Annotated in this window: 16 protein-coding genes; 9 read left to right on the top strand and 7 right to left on the bottom strand. The window is 63.2% G+C overall.

Annotated features, from left to right (window positions below; all coding sequences use genetic code 11):
• The first annotated feature begins 40 nt into the window (after nt 1-40).
• Nucleotides 41-1420, top strand: coding sequence for an FAD-containing oxidoreductase (locus ACX3OZ_RS11915; RefSeq protein ID WP_459104579.1), 1380 nt, complete (start codon nt 41-43; stop codon nt 1418-1420).
• 175 nt (nt 1421-1595) lie between these two features.
• Here ACX3OZ_RS11915 and ACX3OZ_RS11910 read toward each other — a convergent pair whose 3' ends face one another.
• From ACX3OZ_RS11910 to ACX3OZ_RS11900, 3 genes are all read right to left on the bottom strand, one after another.
• Nucleotides 1596-2429, bottom strand: coding sequence for a sugar phosphate isomerase/epimerase family protein (locus ACX3OZ_RS11910; protein WP_459104578.1), 834 nt, complete (start codon nt 2427-2429; stop codon nt 1596-1598).
• 161 nt (nt 2430-2590) lie between these two features.
• Complete coding sequence (locus ACX3OZ_RS11905) at nt 2591-3415, bottom strand: amidohydrolase family protein (RefSeq protein WP_459104577.1); 825 nt, start codon at nt 3413-3415, stop codon at nt 2591-2593.
• Nucleotides 3416-3424: 9 nt separating this feature from the next.
• Nucleotides 3425-4189: an IclR family transcriptional regulator gene (locus tag ACX3OZ_RS11900; RefSeq protein WP_459094757.1), complete on the bottom strand. Its 765-nt coding sequence runs from the start codon at nt 4187-4189 to the stop codon at nt 3425-3427.
• Nucleotides 4190-4267: 78 nt separating this feature from the next.
• Here ACX3OZ_RS11900 and ACX3OZ_RS11895 point away from each other — a divergent pair, with 78 nt between their 5' ends.
• From ACX3OZ_RS11895 to ACX3OZ_RS11875, 5 genes are all read left to right on the top strand, one after another.
• A complete protein-coding gene (locus ACX3OZ_RS11895; RefSeq protein WP_459094758.1) occupies nt 4268-5794 on the top strand; it encodes a sugar ABC transporter ATP-binding protein in 1527 nt (508 codons plus the stop codon).
• Nucleotides 5791-6786, top strand: a complete 996-nt coding sequence (locus ACX3OZ_RS11890; RefSeq protein WP_459094759.1) for an ABC transporter permease — start codon at nt 5791-5793, stop codon at nt 6784-6786. Before ACX3OZ_RS11895 ends, ACX3OZ_RS11890 begins: the two co-directional genes overlap by 4 nt.
• A 92-nt stretch (nt 6787-6878) precedes the next feature.
• Nucleotides 6879-7820, top strand: a complete 942-nt coding sequence (locus ACX3OZ_RS11885) for a substrate-binding domain-containing protein (protein WP_459094760.1) — start codon at nt 6879-6881, stop codon at nt 7818-7820.
• A gap of 173 nt (nt 7821-7993) precedes the next feature.
• The gene (locus tag ACX3OZ_RS11880; protein WP_459094761.1) at nt 7994-8725 is read left to right on the top strand and encodes an SDR family oxidoreductase; all 732 of its coding nucleotides are present in this window, start codon (nt 7994-7996) and stop codon (nt 8723-8725) included.
• Between the two features lie 164 nt (nt 8726-8889).
• Nucleotides 8890-10164 carry an L-fuconate dehydratase gene (locus ACX3OZ_RS11875; protein ID WP_459094762.1) on the top strand — a complete coding sequence of 425 codons (1275 nt, stop codon included), beginning with the start codon at nt 8890-8892 and terminating at the stop codon, nt 10162-10164.
• A 1-nt stretch (nt 10165) separates the two neighbouring features.
• Here ACX3OZ_RS11875 and ACX3OZ_RS11870 read toward each other — a convergent pair whose 3' ends face one another.
• Both ACX3OZ_RS11870 and ACX3OZ_RS11865 read right to left on the bottom strand, forming a co-directional pair.
• Nucleotides 10166-10612, bottom strand: coding sequence for a hypothetical protein (locus ACX3OZ_RS11870; RefSeq protein ID WP_459094763.1), 447 nt, complete (start codon nt 10610-10612; stop codon nt 10166-10168).
• A 108-nt stretch (nt 10613-10720) separates the two neighbouring features.
• Nucleotides 10721-11953: an aminopeptidase gene (locus ACX3OZ_RS11865; protein WP_459094764.1), complete on the bottom strand. Its 1233-nt coding sequence runs from the start codon at nt 11951-11953 to the stop codon at nt 10721-10723.
• 573 nt (nt 11954-12526) lie between these two features.
• On the opposite strand from ACX3OZ_RS11865, the gene ACX3OZ_RS11860 reads away from it, so the two are divergent.
• Nucleotides 12527-14323: an ABC transporter ATP-binding protein gene (locus tag ACX3OZ_RS11860; RefSeq protein WP_459104576.1), complete on the top strand. Its 1797-nt coding sequence runs from the start codon at nt 12527-12529 to the stop codon at nt 14321-14323.
• 168 nt (nt 14324-14491) lie between these two features.
• On the opposite strand, the gene ACX3OZ_RS11855 is transcribed toward ACX3OZ_RS11860, so the two are convergent.
• Nucleotides 14492-14917 (bottom strand): organic hydroperoxide resistance protein, encoded by a 426-nt coding sequence (locus tag ACX3OZ_RS11855; protein ID WP_459094766.1) that lies wholly within the window; start codon nt 14915-14917, stop codon nt 14492-14494.
• A 141-nt stretch (nt 14918-15058) separates the two neighbouring features.
• Here ACX3OZ_RS11855 and ACX3OZ_RS11850 point away from each other — a divergent pair, with 141 nt between their 5' ends.
• Both ACX3OZ_RS11850 and ACX3OZ_RS11845 read left to right on the top strand, forming a co-directional pair.
• On the top strand, nt 15059-15979 hold the full coding sequence (locus ACX3OZ_RS11850; protein ID WP_459094767.1) for a VOC family protein: 921 nt from the start codon (nt 15059-15061) through the stop codon (nt 15977-15979).
• A 71-nt stretch (nt 15980-16050) separates the two neighbouring features.
• The gene (locus ACX3OZ_RS11845) at nt 16051-16593 is read left to right on the top strand and encodes a DUF924 family protein (protein WP_459094768.1); all 543 of its coding nucleotides are present in this window, start codon (nt 16051-16053) and stop codon (nt 16591-16593) included.
• Between the two features lie 4 nt (nt 16594-16597).
• Here ACX3OZ_RS11845 and ACX3OZ_RS11840 read toward each other — a convergent pair whose 3' ends face one another.
• On the bottom strand, nt 16598-17509 hold the full coding sequence (locus tag ACX3OZ_RS11840; protein WP_459094769.1) for a sugar kinase: 912 nt from the start codon (nt 17507-17509) through the stop codon (nt 16598-16600).
• Nucleotides 17510-17538 lie beyond the last annotated feature (29 nt).

Here is a 17538-nt window from a genome sequence, read left to right as displayed (position 1 = left end):
CGGCGCCGCCGTAAACTCGCCCCCGATTTGGGGAGCGGTCATGCCGGAACAATTCGATGCCATCATTATCGGCGCCGGTCAGGCCGGCCCGTTCCTTGCGGCCAAGCTTGCCAATTCCGGCCAGAAAGTCGCGCTGATCGAGCGCGAGCATCTCGGCGGCACCTGCGTCAATACCGGCTGCACCCCCACCAAGACCCTGGTGGCCAGCGCCCGCATGGCCTGGTCGGCCCGGCAGGCCGCTGCCTTCGGGGTCACGGTCAAAGGCCCGGTGAGCGTCGACATGAAGGCGGTCAAGGCCCGCAAGGACCGGGTCGTGGGCGCCTCGGTCCGGAGCCTCACCGATTGGCTGGGCGGCCTCAAAACGCTCGAGATCATCAAGGAAACCGGCAGCTTTGTGTCGCCCACTGCGGTCAAGGCCGGCAAGCGCCTGCTGACCGCGCCGCAGATTTTCATCAATAGCGGGGCCAGCGCCCATTTGCCGGATTGGCCGGTGCTGAGCAGCGTGCCCTATCTCACCAATAGCTCGATGATGAATATCGACACCCTGCCGGATCATCTGATCATTGTCGGGGCCAGCTATATCGGGCTCGAATTCGCCCAGATGTACACCCGCTTCGGCTCCAAGGTGACGGTGATCGAGCGCGGGTCGCGCCCGGCGCCGCGCGAAGATACCGATATTTCCGCCGCCATCCGCAGCATCCTCGAAGCCGAGGGTGTCACCTTCATGTTCGACACCACTGTCGATGCGGTGGCCCGGGCCGGCCATGGCGTGCTGCTCTCGCTCAAACGTGGCGCGCGGCTGGCCTCGGTCGAAGGCACCCATCTGCTGGTGGCGCTCGGCCGCAGTCCCAACACTGCTGATCTCAATCTGGCCGCCGCCGGCATCAAACCCGACGAGCGCGGCTTCATCCCGGTCGATGATCACCTGCGCACCACCGCCAAGGGCATCTGGGCCATGGGCGACAGCAATGGCCGCGGCGCCTTCACCCATACCTCCTATAACGAGTTCGAAATCGTCGCCGACAACATCCTCGACAAGGGCCAGCGTTCCCTCGCCGGGCGCATTCCGGTCTATGGCCTGTTCATCGATCCGCCGCTCGGCCGCATCGGCATGACCGAAACGGAAGTGCGCCAATCCGGCCGCAAGGCGCTGATCGCCACCATGCCGATGAGTAAAGTCGCCCGCGCCCGCGAACGCGGCGAAACCCAGGGCCTGATGAAAGTGCTGGTCGACGCCGAAACCAAATTGATCCTCGGCGCCGCCATCCTCGGCATCGGCGGCGACGAAGTGGTGCAATCGCTGCTGCAACTGATGGCAGCGGGCACCCCCTACACCACCATGCTGCACACCATGCACATCCACCCCACGGTGACCGAACTGCTCCCGACCCTGCTGGCAGATCTCAAGCCACTGGCGTGAGCTGAGGCACCAACAAACCCGATCTGTCCCCTCCCCTCAAGGGGGAGGGAGCCCATCGAGCGCGTGGCACCATCGCTGTTCACCCACCAGCCAAATCCCCTCTCCCCTCAGGGGAGAGGGCTAGGGTGAGGGGGTGATCCCTCCTCACCCCCGATGCCCCAACCAGCCCCAATCCCTAAACATCCCGCGTCGTAATAAAATCCCGCTCCGCCGCCAGTCCATGCCACTCACTGGGAATCTCGCTGTCGAAAATCAGCGTATAGGGCCCCTTATACCCAGCCTTTTCCGCCAGCGTTATGCACTGGCCGTAATCCGCCTCATCCAGATCGCCATCAATGAAACTCGCCTTGGCGTGGCACAGCTCGGCCCGGCCAAAGATCGACTTGAGATCGGCATATTTGCTGGCGCCGCTCCAATTGCCGAAATCGCCCAATAGCCCAACCCGGCCATCCAGCTTGTCGAGCAGATAATGCACATGCGCCGGCTCGGCCAGCAGGTCGAACCAGTTCTCGGTCACCAGCCGCACCGACGAGCCGGCATTGCCAGCGGCCAAGGCATTCAGCGCCTTGACCGAGCGGTCGAGCGCATCGCGGGTCGGCTTCTGCTTGCCGGCGATGATGCGGGCGTTTTCGGCGCCCAGCGCATTGGCGATTTCGATCCAGCTGGCAATCCAGGCCTGGTCGCGGGCGCCATGTTCGGGATGGCTGATATCGCCGGCGTCGATCAGCAGCGTCTGCAGCGTGACCTCGGCAATGCGCAGCTGGTCGCGCAGCTCGGCCAGATAGACCGGATCGCGGCTGCGCAGATGGAAGGAAACGATCTCTAGCCGGTGATAGCCATGATTGGCCAGCACCGAGGGCAGGCCGAGCAGCGATTCATCGCCCTCGCCATAGGTCTCCTGCATCGGACCGATCTCGGTGGTGGTCAAATCATGCGGATAGGTGGTGCCGAGCAGGCGGTGCAGCGACCAGGTGGAAACGGCGATACGGTCGGGACTGATATGGGCCATGATTGGATCCTCGTTGCCATGACTGTGCCTCGCCTTGCCGGCTGGCGCAATATCGCAAGACAATCAGCAGCATGCTGGCAGCAAACCACAAGAAAACTGCCAGCATGCTGACAGGCATGCTGCCGCTCGGCCGGTTTTTGCTTCACCTGTGAGTGAAGAATTTACACCTTGTAGATGCGCTCGGCATTGCGGTGGAACAGCTTTGCCTGCTCGTCGGCGCTGGCAGCTTTGACGATATGGCGGATGGCGGCGACCCAATCGGTCAGCGTGCCGCCGCTGGTGGTGGCGACCGGGTGGTCGCTGCCCCAGACCAGCCGGTCCCAGCCAAAGCTCTCGATCATATGCTCGACATAGGGGCGCAGCGTTTCGGCGGTCCAGCCGGGGGCGCAGTGATTGACCAGCCCCGAGATTTTGCCGGTGACATTGGGGTTGCGGGCGATTTCGCTGAGGGCGGCGCGCCACGGATCGAGCCCGGACCCGCTGATATCGGGATTGCCGCAATGGTCGAGGATGAAGCTCACATCGGGCGCCCGCTGCGCCAGCATGGTGCCCAGCGCCAATTGGTCGGCGCGCAGGCACAGATCGAAGCTCAGATCATAGTCGGGCAGGTGGCGGATATTCTCGATGAATAAATCCGACTGGCTCAATTCGTCGGGCTGGTCATGCAGGATGCGGCGCACGCCCTTGATATGGGCGTGGCCGGCAAGCTGCTCGATCTGATCGACAAAATTCATCTGCTCGGGCCGGCAGGCGGCGATGGCGCCGGCAATCCGGGGCAAAGTGAGCACGAATTCGCTCTCGGCCATGCTGTCGGCCTCGGCGACATCGACCTCCATATGCAGCGCCGATTCAATGCCCAGCGGCAGGGCCTCGGCGAAATAGGCTTCGACGCTCCACAGCCGGTTGATCGCCGGGGCATTGCCCAGCCAGGGATAGGCGAAGCGGTCGGGATAGACGAGGTGCAGATGGGTATCGAGGATGCGCATGGTTTCCGCCTAGGTTTCCGTCGTCCGTTGCGTCACGTCTTGGCCGGTCTGTTGCAGCAGTTTGAGCACGGTTTGGATGTTGGGCGCATCGAGTTTATCGAGACGCTGGGTATAGGGGCAGGTGAGCACCGCGATCACCGAGCCGAGCGGCCCCAATATCGGCACCGTGAGGTTGGACACTCCCGACACCTGGGCGCTGGGCATCATCTCATAGCCCTGTTCGCGCACATCCATGAGCCGGGTTTCAAGACCCTTGGGCATCTGTTCGGGGCTGCCAAGCCCTTGTTCTTCCAGCATCAGTACCCGCTCTTCCGGGCTGGCAAAGGCCAGGAAGACATGGCCAGAGCCGGTATTGACCAGGCTGATGCGGCTGCCGACGCGGATCGACACATTCCAATAGCCCGGCCCGTCGACCTGGGCGATGACCACCAGGATATTGCGGTCCTGCACCACCATATGCACCGCCTGCTGCGCCTTGAAGGCAAACTGGCGCAACGCCGGCATCGCCTGGCTGATCATGCGGTGCAGTGGCGGCTGGGCATGGGCCAGCTCGAACAGCTTGAGCGTGATCATGTAGCGGTCTTCCGGGGTGCGGCGGACATAGTCGCGGCGCACCAGCCGGTCGAGCATGCGATAGATTTCATTGGGCGAGCGCTCGAGCGCCTTGGCGATCTCGGCCTGGCTCAGGCCGTCGGGCGTCTGGGCCAGCAGCTCGATGATATCGAGGCCCTTGTCGAGCGCCGGCGCGCGATAGCGGTCATTGTCCTCTGACATGTTAGTCCTTGCCACCAACTTTCATTTATGAATAGATTGTTCGCATACGCATCGCAAGAATGCGTTTCGGAGGAAAAAATGCCCCCCCTCGTCGAGCTTCTCGACATCGATAAATCGTTTCCCGGTGTCCGGGCGCTGTCGCGTGCGCGCTTCGAACTGCAGGCGGGGGAAGTCCATGCACTGATGGGGGAGAACGGCGCCGGGAAGTCGACGCTGATGAAAATCCTCTCGGGCGTTTATACCCGCGACGCGGGCGAAGTGCGCCTCGATGGCCAGCCGGTGGAGATCACCTCGCCGCGTCAGGCCCAGGATATGGGCATCGGCATCATCCATCAGGAACTGGCGCTGATGCGCGACCTGACGGCGGCGCAGAATATCTTTATCGGCCGCGAACCGCGCCGGGGCTTCTTGCTGGACGAACGGGCGCTCAACCGCGCCACCCAGGCTATTTTCGACTCGATGAATTTGCGGCTGGAGCCGACGGTGCGGGTCGAAAGCCTGACTATCGCCAAGCAGCAGATGGTGGAAATCGCCAAGGCGCTGAGCTACCGCAGCCGCGTGCTGATCATGGACGAGCCGACAGCGGCGCTGAACGATGCCGAAATCGCCGAGCTGTTCACCATCATCAACCGGCTCAAGGCCGAGGGCGTCGGCATTGTCTATATTTCCCACAAGATGGACGAGATCAAACGCATCTCCGACCGGGTGACGGTAATGCGCGACGGCGAATATGTCGGCACCGTGCCGGCCGCCGACACGCCGATCGAAACCGTCATTTCGATGATGGTGGGCCGCACGCTGACCAATGAGGCGCTGTCCATTCCCAACACCACCGGCGCTCCAGTGGCATTGGAAGTCCGCAACCTCAACCGGGGCCGCGATATCCGTGATGTCAGTTTTTCGGTGCGCAAGGGCGAAATCCTCGGCCTTGCCGGGCTGATGGGCGCCGGCCGCACCGAAGTGGCCCGCGCCATTTTTGGCGCCGATCCGCGCGACAGCGGCGAAATCTGGGTCAATGGCAAGCGCGCCGGCATCTCCTCGCCCCGCGACGCCGTGCAGGCCGGTATTGGCTATCTGTCGGAAGACCGCAAGCATTTCGGTCTCGCCACCGGGTTGGACGTGCGCAACAATATTGCGCTGGCGAGTCTGGAGCGTTTCACCGGCCCCGCTGGCGTGATCAATGACGGCGCCATGCACGAGACGGCCGAAAACTATATCCGCCAACTCTCGATCAAGACCCCGAGCGATGCCCAGGAGGCCCGCCTGCTGTCGGGCGGCAACCAGCAAAAAGTGGTCATCGCCAAATGGCTGCTGCGCGACTGCGATATTCTTATTTTTGACGAACCGACGCGCGGCATCGATGTCGGCGCCAAGGCGGAAATCTACAAGCTGCTCAATGCGCTGGCCGCCCAGGGCCGGGCGATCATCGTCATCTCCTCCGAACTCCCCGAAATCCTGCGCCTCAGCCACCGCATCGCGGTGATGTGCGAAGGGCGGCTGACCGGCACATTGCCGGGTGGCGCATCGCAGGAAGAGATCATGCGACTGGCGACCCAGCGCCCGAGCAGCGTTGCCGAAACGACAACTGAACGGAGGTCTGCATGACCGATACCGCAGCCGCCGCAGCCAAATCCGGCCCGCGTATTTCCGGTGCTTTTCACCGACTGCTGGCCTTTTCCGGGCTGATCGCGCTGGTGGTGGTGTTCAGCCTCGCCTCGCCCAATTTCATGCAGACCCAGAACGTGCTGGCGATCCTGCAGGCTACCTCGGTCAATGGGGTGCTGGCCATCGCCGCCACGTTGGTGATCATCACCGGCGGTATCGATCTGTCGGTCGGCACGCTGATGACCTTCTGCGCGGTGATCACCGGCGTGGTGCTGACCTATCTCGGCCTGCCGCTGCCCTTTGGCGTGGCTGCGGCGATCCTGGCCGGCACCGGCTGTGGGCTGGTGTCGGGCGTCATCATCGCCAAGCTCAAAGTGCCGCCTTTCATTGCCACGCTGGGCATGATGCTGATCCTCAAGGGCCTGTCGCTGGTCATCTCCGGCACGCGGCCGATCTATTTCAACGATACACCCGGCTTCACCCAGATCGCCCAGGGCTCGCTGGTCGGGGCGCTGGTCCCGGGACTGCCCATTCCCAATGGCGTGGTGATCCTGTTCGGCGTGGCGCTGCTGGCGGCCTTCGTGCTGAGCAAGACCGCGCTGGGCCGCTACACCTTTGCGCTGGGCAGCAATGAAGAGGCCGTGCGCCTGTCGGGCGTCAATGTCGATCGCTGGAAGATCGCGGTTTACGCGGTGGCCGGCTCCATTTGCGGCGTGGCGGGGCTGCTGATTGCCAGCCGGCTCAATTCGGCGCAGCCGGCGCTGGGGCAGGGCTATGAGCTGGACGCCATTGCCGCCGTGGTCATTGGCGGCACCTCGCTATCGGGCGGTCGTGGCACCGTGCTCGGCACGCTGATCGGCGCGCTCATCATTTCCGTGCTGGCCAATGGCCTGCGCATCCTTTCGGTGGCTCAGGAGTGGCAGACGGTCGTGACCGGCTCGATCATTATCCTGGCCGTCTACGCCGATATCCTGCGGCGCCGCACTTTATAGGCGTCGGATATTCCCGCGCCCTTGGGCGCCAACAAGAAGGCGGCAACGCCTCGCCAGACGACGAATTTTCAACTCCATGGGAGGATTTTTACATGCTTAGACGTACCCTGCTTGGCGCCCTCAGCGCCGTTGCTCTGCTCTCTGCCAGCGGCGCGACCCTGGCTCAGGAGGCCTATGACATCGCCCTGATCTCCAAGGGCTTCCAGCACCAGTTCTGGCAGGCCGTGAAGGCCGGTGCCGACAAGGCCGCCGCTGAACTGGGCGTCAACGTGACCTTTGAAGGCCCCGAGAGCGAGACCCAGGTCGACCGCCAGATGGATATGCTGGCCGCCGCCCTGTCGCGTAACCCGGACGCCATCGGCTTTGCCGCGCTCGACAGCCAGGCTGCAACCCCGCTGCTGGAACAGGCCAAGGCCGCCGGCATTCCGGTCATCGCCTTTGACTCCGGCGTCGCCAGCGACATTCCGCTGACCACTGCCACCACCGACAACGTGGCCGCTGCCGCGCTGGCCGCCGACAAGATGGCCGAACTGATCGGTGGCGAAGGCAAGGTTGCCGTGGTCGCCCACGACCAGACCAGCCGTACCGGCATCGACCGCGTCGAAGGCTTCGTCAACCGCATCAAGGAAGCCTATCCGAATATCGAAGTGGTGTCGGTTCAGTATGGCGGCGGCGACCAACTCGCCTCCACCGAAATCACCAAGTCGATCCTGCTGGCCAATCCCGATCTCAAGGGCATTTTCGGCTCCAATGAAGGCTCAGCCATCGGCGTTGCCAATGGCAAGCAGGAACTGAACAGCGATGTCGTGGTCATCGGCTTCGACTCCGGCGCGGCCCAGAAGGGCATGGTCGAAAGCGGCCTGATGAACGGCGCCATCACCCAGAACCCGGTCGGCATCGGCTACGAAACCGTCGCCGCCGCCGTCAAGGCGCTCAAGGGCGAAGCCCTGCCGCCGATTATCGACACCGGCTTTTATTACTACGACAAGTCCAACATGGCCGATCCCGAAATCGCCGCCGTGCTGTACGACTAAGCTAACATTGGGTGTGGCGAGAAATCGCCACACCCACCACGCTGTACCTCCACCTTGACGGGGGAGGCTAGGAGGGGGTGCGAGAGCCCCGATGATTGGGGCCAGACGCCCCCCACCCTTGATCCCTCCCCGCAAGGGGGAGGGTGTTGACTGATAGTTCTAGGATCCACTTTATGGCCGACCTCTCTGGTAAAATCGTTCTCATCACTGCTGCTGCACAGGGCATTGGCCGCGCTTCGGTGGAGGCCTTCGTCAAGGCCGGCGCCAGCGTCATTGCCACCGATATCAACGCAGCCAAGCTCGCCGAGCTGGACGGCATGGCGGGGGTTACCACGCGGTCTCTGGACGTGCTGTCGGTCGAGGCGGTCAAGGCGGCGGTGGCCGAGATCGGTCATATCGACATTTTGTTCAACTGCGCCGGCGTGGTGCATTCCGGCACGGTGCTGGAGATGAGCGACGCCGATCTCGATTTCGCGCTCGACCTCAATGTGCGGGCCCAGGTGCGCACCGTGCAGGCGGTGTTGCCGCAAATGCTGGCGCGCCAGGACGGCACCATCATCAACATGGCGACGGTCGCTTCCTCGGTGAAGGGCGTGCCCAACCGGGCCGCCTATACGATTTCCAAGGCCGCAGTGATCGGGCTGACCAAGTCCATCGCTGCCGACTACACCACGCAAGGTATCCGCGTGAACGCCATCTGCCCCGGCACGGTGGATTCGCCGAGCTTGCATGAACGCTGGCACGCCACCGGCGATTTCGAAGCGGCCAAGAAGGCCTTCATCGCCCGCCAGCCGATCGGCCGCATCGCCATGCCTGAAGAGGTGGCCGATCTGGCGGTCTATCTGGCCGGGGCGACTTATACGACCGGGCAGATCCACATCATCGATGGTGGCTGGACGGCTTAAATCGAACTGGCGGTGAGTGCGGCCCCCTCACCCTGACCCTCTCCCCAACGGGGCGAGGGGACGCAGGAGCCGATGGTTTGCAGTGAGCCCGCCTCACCTCGCCCCTTCGGGGAGAGGTCGCCGCACCGCGGCGGGTGAGGGACCGGACTATCAATGGAATGAACATGACCAAGATCACCTCCCTCGCCACCCATGATCTCCGCTTTCCCACTTCGGCCACGCTGGATGGGTCGGACGCGATGAATCCTGATCCGGATTATTCGGCGGCCTATGTCATTCTGGGTACCGATGGCGCGCATGAGGGCCATGGCCTGACCTTCACCATCGGGCGCGGCAATGAGGTGGTGGTGGCGGCCATTCGGGCGCTGGAAAGCCGCGTGATCGGGCTGGAGCTGGAGTGGATTGCCGAGAATCCGGGTCGGTTCTGGCGGCATGTGACCGGCGATAGCCAGCTGCGCTGGATCGGTCCGGACAAGGGGGCGATGCACCTGGCCACCGGCGCGGTGGTCAATGCGGTGTGGGACCTGTTGGGCAAGATGGCGGGCAAGCCGGTGTGGCAGCTGGTGGCGGATATGACGCCGGAGCAGCTCGTTTCCATCATTGATTTCCGCTACTTAACCGATGCCATCACGCAGGAGGAGGCGCTGGCGATTTTCCGCCAGGCCGAGGCCGGCAAGGCGGAGCGTATGGCGACGCTCAAGGCCGAGGGCTACCAGTGCTACACCACCTCGGCGGGGTGGCTGGGCTACTCCAATGAGAAGCTGACCCGGCTGGCGACCGAGGCGGTCGCCGAAGGGTTCCAGCATATCAAGATGAAGGTCGGCCGCGATCTCGATGACGATATCCGCCGGCTGGAAATCGTCCGCTCGATCATGGGGCCGGACCGCTACCTGATGATCGACGCCAACCAGGTCTGGGAGGTCGATCAGGCGATTGATTGGGTGCAAAAGCTGAGCCGGTTCAACCCCTATTTCATCGAGGAGCCGACCAGCCCCGACGATGTTTCCGGGCATCGCGCCATCCGCCAGGCCATCGCCCCGGTGAAGGTGGCGACCGGCGAGATGTGCCAAAACCGTATATTATTCAAGCAGTTCATCAAGGACGGCGCCATCGACATCGTGCAAATCGACGCCTGCCGCATCGGTGGGCTCAACGAGGTGCTGTCGGTGCTGGTGATGGCGGCGAAATATGGTCTGCCGGTGTGGCCGCATGCTGGCGGTGTCGGACTTTGCGAATATGTTCAACACCTTAGCATGATCGACTATCTGGTGGTGTCGGGGACCAAGGAGGGGCGGGTGATCGAATATGTCGATCATCTGCACGAGCATTTCATCGAGCCCTGCGACATCCGCAATGCCGCCTATATGCCGCCGAAGCTGCCGGGTTTTTCGATCCAGATGAAGCCGGAGTCGATTGCGAGCAACGAATTCCGGGGCTGATTTACAGCGCCTGCAATTCAAACGCGAAGGTGCCCAGCGTGGTGTCGCCGCTTTTGATCTGGAACAGATAGTCCCCCTCCGGGTCGCCTTCGGAGATGCACCAGCCGCTGGAAACCCAGCCATCATAAGGGGTTAGCGTCAGCTCGGAGGCAACGCTGCGCTGGTCGTCGGCGATGACGATGAGGCTGCTGTCGCCGATATCCCAGTTCGCCGGCGGGGCGGGCAGGGTGTAGATTTCGCTCACCGTCACGTCGCCCTTGGTCTTGGCGAAACGCAAATGCCAATAGTAGCAGGTGTCAGTTAGCAGCGGCACCAGCGTGGTGCTTTCGACGATCGGATCGCCCTTGGCGGTGGGCACTTCGATGGTGAAATCGCTGTCGATCACGCTCTGGGCCAAGGCCGGTTGCGCCAGCATGGCCAGCAGTAACATCGTCAGCGATCGGCGCATATCCGTCCCCCTTTGATGCCGCGAAACTGGCAGCATGCGTGCAGCACGCCGCCAGTTTTCTTCTCCTTTGCTGCCAGCATGCTGACAGTTTTCTTGCGGTTTGCTGGCTTAGTTGGCCCACTCGCCGCCGCGCATCACCGGTTCGGTGCTGCCATCGGCATGAACGCCGTCGATATCGATCTTATCCGAGCCGATCATCCAGTCGATATGGATGTTGGAACTGTTGCCGCCGCGGGCGTTGATCTCGTCCTGGGTCAGATCCTTGCCGTCGATAAAGCAGTCCGAATAGCACTGGCCCTGCGCGATGTGGCAGGAGGCATTTTCGTCGTAGAGCGTGTTGAAGAACAGGATGCCGGAAGCCGAGATCGGCGAGGAGTGCGGCACCAGTGCCACTTCGCCCAGCCGGCGTCCACCTTCGTCGGTGTCGAGCACCTTGTTGAACAGGTCCTGGTTTTTGCTGGCCTTGAACTCGACCAGTCGGCCGCCCTCGAAGCGGGCCTGCATGTCCTCGATCAGCGCGCCATTGTGGCTGAGCGGCTTGGTGCCGGCGACATAGCCGTCGACGCGCATCCGGTGCGGCGTGGTGAACACTTCTTCGGTCGGGATATTGGGGTTGCAGGTGATGCCGTTCTTGGCTTCCGAAGCGCCGCCCTTCCAGCGGTGACCATCGGCCAGACCGACGGTGAGGTCGGTGCCGGGGCCGGTATATTTGAGCGAGGCGAAAGCCTTGCCGTTGAGCCAGGTCCAGCGCTTCTTGAGATTGGCATTGTGCTCGGCCCACGCGGCAATCGGATCGTCCTGATCGACTCTGGACGCCTTGAAGATGGCGTCGGCCAGTTTGGTGACCGCTTCTTCTTCGCTGTCATTGGGGAACACCAGCTTGGCCCAGGCGGTGCTGGGATAGGAGACGATGTTCCAGTTGATGTCGAAGCCGGTGATCAGTTGCAGTGCCGGCTTGTAGGCGGCCGAGTTGGCGCGCATGGCGCGGGTCACCTTGTCCGGGTCCTGCCCGGCCAGCATCATCGGATTGTCGCCGGCAATGGCGAGGCGCGCGGCGTTGTTCTTGAAGGCGTCGGCCATGCCCGAATAGAGCCAGCCGGCGGCCTTGTCGAAGCTGGCATTGTTGGCGTGCTTGTAGCGCGCGAGGGTGGCTTCCTCGTCGGAATAGATGGTGGTGACCAGACCGGCGCCGGCCTTATAGGCATGCTCGGTGATGCGGCGAACCAGCGGCGCGGCGCTCATCGGTGCGGTCATCACCAGATCCTGGCCCTCGGCCAGTTGCAGGCCCACCTTGATGGCAACCTGGGCGAGCTTGTCGAGCTTGACGGGATCGATGGTCATTTGGGCGAAGGCCTCTTGGTGTTGAATCGGTTGGCGCGAGGTTAGACCCGGATGGGGGGCGGGCGCTACCCACCACCGTGCTCCCCTCTCCCCTTGAGGGAGAGGGACAGCAATTCTGCGTTCAGCAGAATTGCAGGGTGAGGGGTTCTGCGCCCGCCCTTGCTTTGATGCTGTAGCAAGAGACCCCTCATCCGCCCTTCGGGCACCTTCTCCCTCAAGGGGAGAAGGGAGACAGTGCGCGAACACCCCCTGTGTCTTTCGCGCATCACTATTGCCACGTTGCAAAAATACCCCGTTGGCAAGTCCGAACGCTTTGGCTACAAATCGTCCACCGCTTCAGATCTCGAACATGGGAGGCGTTGTATGACAGTGACATTCACCACCCTCCCTCGCGGCGATAACCGAGCTTAGGTTCTCGCCCTTCGCGGCCCGCCAGTTTTGGCTCGCTGCTCGCGGTTTTTCCATCACAGCCCAATTGATCTGACGGGGATCATTTCGTCTCCCGCTCCGGCTGTGCCTTTCATCCCCTGCTTTTGAGGGCCGGTTGCCGGAGAACGGAACCGGACTGCCAATATGAGTCGCAAGAAACTCGATTTCCGTGCCGATGCCTATCGCAACGTGCTCGGCTTTACCTTTCGGCACTGGACCACGCAGCCCGGCCTGATCGCGCTGATCTGCGTGCTGGTGATTGTCAGCACGCTGGCCGAAGTCATGGTGCCGGTGTTTTCCGGCCAGATCGTTGATGCCATTGCCGGCGGTGAAGCCTCGGCAGCGAGCGCGGCGTTGCGCGCCTTTGCCATCGTCGCCAGCCTGGGCCTGGTCAGCGTCGTGCTGCGCTGGTTCATCTTTCAGGGCATTATCCGACTGACGCTGCGGATGATGGCCACCATCGTCAATAATGGCTTCTATCGGGTGCAGCGCTTCTCGACCGATTGGCATGCCAACAGCTTTGCCGGTTCCACGGTGCGCAAGATCACGCGCGGCATGTGGGCGCTGGATTCGCTCAATGACGTGCTGCTGGTGGCGCTGTTGCCGTCGCTGGTGATGCTGGTCGGCGCCACCGTCATTCTGGGCTCGTATTGGCCGGTGATGGGCCTGGTGGTGGGGCTGGGCTCGCTGATCTATATCGGCGTCACCGTGCTGCTCTCGATGGGCTTCGTCTCGCCGGCGGCGAGCCTCGCCAATGCCTGGGACACCCGGCTTGGCGGCGCGCTGGCCGATGCGGTCAGCTGCAACTCGGTGGTGAAAGCCTTTGGCGCCGAGGAGCGTGAAGAGTCGCGGCTTCGCGGGGTGCTGGGCCGTTGGGACCATCGCACGCGCCGCACCTGGAAGCGTGGCACGCTAAGCGGCACCATTCAGGGCTTTATGATGGTGACGATGCAGGCGGGCATTCTCGGCACTGGCCTGTTGATGTGGCAACGCGGGCTGGCCAGTCCGGGCGACATCACCTTCGTGCTCGCCATGTTCTTCGTGTTGCAGGGCTATCTGCGCGATGTGGGGCAGCACATCCGCAATCTGCAGCGGGCGGTCAACGACATGGAAGAACTGGTGGCGCTCGACAAGACGCCGCTTGGTGTCGACGACAAGGCGGGTGCGAAAGCCATTGCCATCGGCAAGGGCGAGATCGTGTTCGACAATGTCACCTTCCAGTATGGCGCGCATCCGACGCCGCTGTATCGCGATTTCTCGGTGCGCATTGCGCCGGGCGAACGCGTCGGGCTGGTGGGCCATTCGGGCTCCGGCAAGACCACTTTCGTCAAGCTGACCCAGCGGCTCTATGATCTGGAGCAAGGCGCCATCCGCATCGACGGCCAGAATATTGCCGAGGTGCAGCAGGCCAGCCTGCGCGGCCAGATCGCCATTGTGCAGCAGGAACCGATCCTGTTTCACCGGACGCTGGCCGAAAACATCGCCTATGCCCGCCCCGACGCCACCCGCGCCGAGATCGAGCAGGCGGCAGAGCAGGCCAATGCGCATGACTTCATTCTCAACCTGCCCAAGGGCTATGAAACCCTGGTGGGCGAGCGCGGGGTGAAGCTATCGGGTGGGGAGCGGCAGCGCGTCGCCATCGCCCGGGCGTTCCTGGCCGATGCACGCGTGCTGATCCTCGATGAGGCGACATCGAGCCTCGACAGCGAGAGCGAAGTGCAGATCCAGCAGGCGATGGAACGGCTGATGGTCGGCCGCACCACGCTGGTGATCGCACACCGGCTGTCGACGGTGCGGGCGCTGGATCGGCTGCTGGTGTTCGACAAGGGCCGCATCGTCGAAGAAGGCGATCATGGCCAGCTGATCCGGCTCAATGGCGGCATCTATCGCCGGCTGTTCGAACGGCAGGCGCTGGAGCTGACCAAGGGTCTGGTGGCTTGAACGGAAACGCCGGGGTGGGAGCCCCGGCGGTTTTTGCCGGATACCCCCACCCAACCTCCCCCTGATAGGGGGAGGAATCCCATCGCGTGTGTTGCAGGATATTGACCATCCGCCGGCCTTCTCCTCCCCCTGTCAGGGGGAGGTTGGGAGGGGGTATCCGGCTGAGTGCTAGATCACGTCAAGGGTCACATCAAAGCCCTTCCGGCTGACTTCGCTATAAGGGCAGATGATGTGGGCGCGCTTGACGATGTCGTCGGCTTTGGCCTTGTCCATGCCGGGGATGTCGATCTTGAGGGCGGCCTGAATCCAGAAGCCTTCGCCATCGGGGCGGTCACGGAAGCTGACTTCGGCGGTGACCTTGGTGTCTTCGGGGAGGGTGTCGCCGCTCTTGCGGGCGGCGCCCTTCATGGCGCCGAGGAAGCAGGCGGAATAGCCGACGGCGAAGAGCTGCTCAGGATTGGTGCCGCGTGCGCCATCGCCGCCCATTTCCTTGGGCGAGGTCAAGGTGACGTCGAGTACGCCGTCATCGGTGGCCCCATGGCCAACGCGGCCACCGGTGGAGGTGGCGCGGGCGGTGTACATGATCTTGGTCATTCAACGTCTCCTGAAAAATGGCAGCAAAAAAACACCGCCTGATTGCCTGGGCTTTGACGAACAATGCCTTCGGCACAGCGATGATGGTGCGATCGTGGGTCGGACCCATATGATAGGTCAACAGGAATTCAGGAATTCGCCATGATCGACACCTCCGTACAGACCAATGTGAAATCAAAACCCATTCTGCCGCTGAGCACGACGCTGGGGCCGGTGCATCTGGCCGTGACCGACCGCGCCAAGGCACTGGCGATCTGGCAGGATGTGGTCGGGCTTGAGCTGATCGCCGAGGACGGCAATGCACTGACGCTGGGCGCCGGCGGCAAGCCATTGCTCGTGCTGGAAACCGGCGCTATCGGCACGGTGGTGCCGCGCAGCATCGGGCTGTATCACGTGGCCATCCACCTGCCGACGCGCGCCGATCTGGCGCAGATGGCGGTGCGGGCACTGCAACGCAATGTGCGGATTTCGCCGACCGACCATCTGGTGTCGGAAGCGATTTATCTGTGGGACCTCGACGGCAATGGCATTGAGATTACCCTCGAAACGCCATGGCGCGGCACGCTGGGCGATCCCGACAAGGGCGAAACCTATGCCGTGACCGCCGATGGCAAGCCGCATTCGGGCCGCGACCCCATCGATCTCGACGGGCTGCTGGCCGAACTGGGGCCATCGCCGGTACTGGCGGCGCGGATGCCGGCGGGGACGCGGATCGGCCACGTGCATGTCCATGTGAATGACCTGAACCAGTCGATGGGTTTTTATCGCGACGTCATCGGCTTTGCCGGGTTTTTGCTGATCAACTCCTTCGGCATGGGCGATGTGGGGCTCGACTACATGCCGCATACCATCGCCTTCAATATCTGGTCCGGGCCGGCTGCGACTCTGCCGCCGGCGGGGACGGCGGGATTGCGCTGGTTCACCATTGTGCTGCCGGATGCGGCGACGCTGGACGGCCTCAAGGCGCGGCTGGCGGCGGCTGGGGCTCCCGTTGCGGCGATTGAGGGCGGTATTGAAACGCAGGACCCGTCGGGTAATCGGATCAAGGTGCTGCTGGGGTAAGCGCAAGCGGCTACAATCCCGGGCCGCGCGTGCTAGAAGACACGCGGGTCCGGTTGTGTTGGGAGACACGCATGCGCAGCGCTGAAGACGTCACAAAATTCTGGTTCGTCGAGCACGGCATGGAGGACTGGTTCGGCGGCAAGCCGGAATTTGATGCGGCGCTGGCGGCGGAATTTGCCGACACGCTGCCCAGGGTCGCGCTGGGCGAAGCCTGGGAATGGCGCCAGACGCCCGAGGGCCGGCTGGCGGAAATCATCGTGCTGGATCAGTTTTCGCGGCAGCTGCATCGCGGTTTGCCCGAGGCGTTTGCGCAGGACAAGATGGCCCTGGCGCTGGCGCAGGAGGCGATTGCCGCCGGGGCCGATCAGGCGATTGCGATGGAGCGGCGGATGTTCCTGTACATGCCGTTCATGCATGCGGAATCGCTGGTGATCCAGGACGAGGGCTGCAAGCATTTCGCCCAGTTCGGCGAAGAATCGCTGAAATTCATGACCGGGCACCGCGATTGCATTGCCCGCTTCGGTCGGTTCCCGTTCCGCAACAAGGCGCTGGGGCGCGAGAGCACGCCGGACGAACTGGCCTATATGGCAGAGCAGGGCGACCGGGCGTTCTAGCTCGCTAGCCCAGCAGCTTCGGATCGACCAGTGCGCCTTTTTGGCCGATTACCACGCCGGCGACGCGGTGGCCGTTTTCGGCGGCTTCCAGCAGCGACTTGCCGGCGAGGCGTGCTGACAGATAACCGCCATTGAAGCTGTCGCCGGCGCCGGTGGCGTCGACCACCTTGGCGCCGGGTTTTGGGGCGAGGCGGACGCGTTCGGTGGCGGTGGCGATCAGGGCTTCGCCGGCCCCATCCTTGACCACCACTTCACTGACCCCGAGCGCGAGATAGCGGTCGGCGGTGGCGTCGACCGAGGCGTCGCCGAACAGTGGCGCTTCGTCGGTATGGGTGGGCAGCACGATATCGCAGACGCTGGCGGCGGCGGTGAGCACGGCACCCATGACGCGCGGGCTGGTCCATAAGGCCGGGCGCAGATTGGTGTCGAAGACGATTTTAGCGCCGGCATCGCGCGCCTTGACGATGGCGCCGAGCAACCGGCCCCGGGCGCGGGGGGCCAGAATCGCCAGGGTAATGCCGGAAAAATACACCATCGAGGCGCCGTCGACGGCAGCGGCCAGTGCAGGCTTGTCGTCGGCCAGCAGCTTGGCGGCGGAAGTGTCGCGCCAATAGGTGAAGTGGCGATCACCCTTGTCCTGATGGATCATATAGAGGCCGGGGCGGCGGCCGGGCACGGTGCGGATATGGCTGGTGCCGATGTTGTTGCTGTCGAGAAATTCGCGGATTTCGCCGGAATAGCGGTCCTCGCCCAGGCCGGTGAAATAATCCACCGACCAGTCGGCGCCGAGCAGAGCGCGCATATACCAGGCGGTGTTGAGCGTATCGCCGGCATAGCCGAGGCGATATTGGCGATCCTCGCCGCCGCTCATTTCGATCATGCATTCACCGATGCTGACGAAGCGCTGCTGTGCCAAAACTCTTGCCCTCCACGATTTGCTTGAGG

It is taken from the genome of Devosia sp. A369, assembly GCF_054489345.1.
The sequence above is the reverse complement of the archived record's forward strand: the minus strand, read 5'-3'. Positions and strand labels throughout refer to the sequence as shown.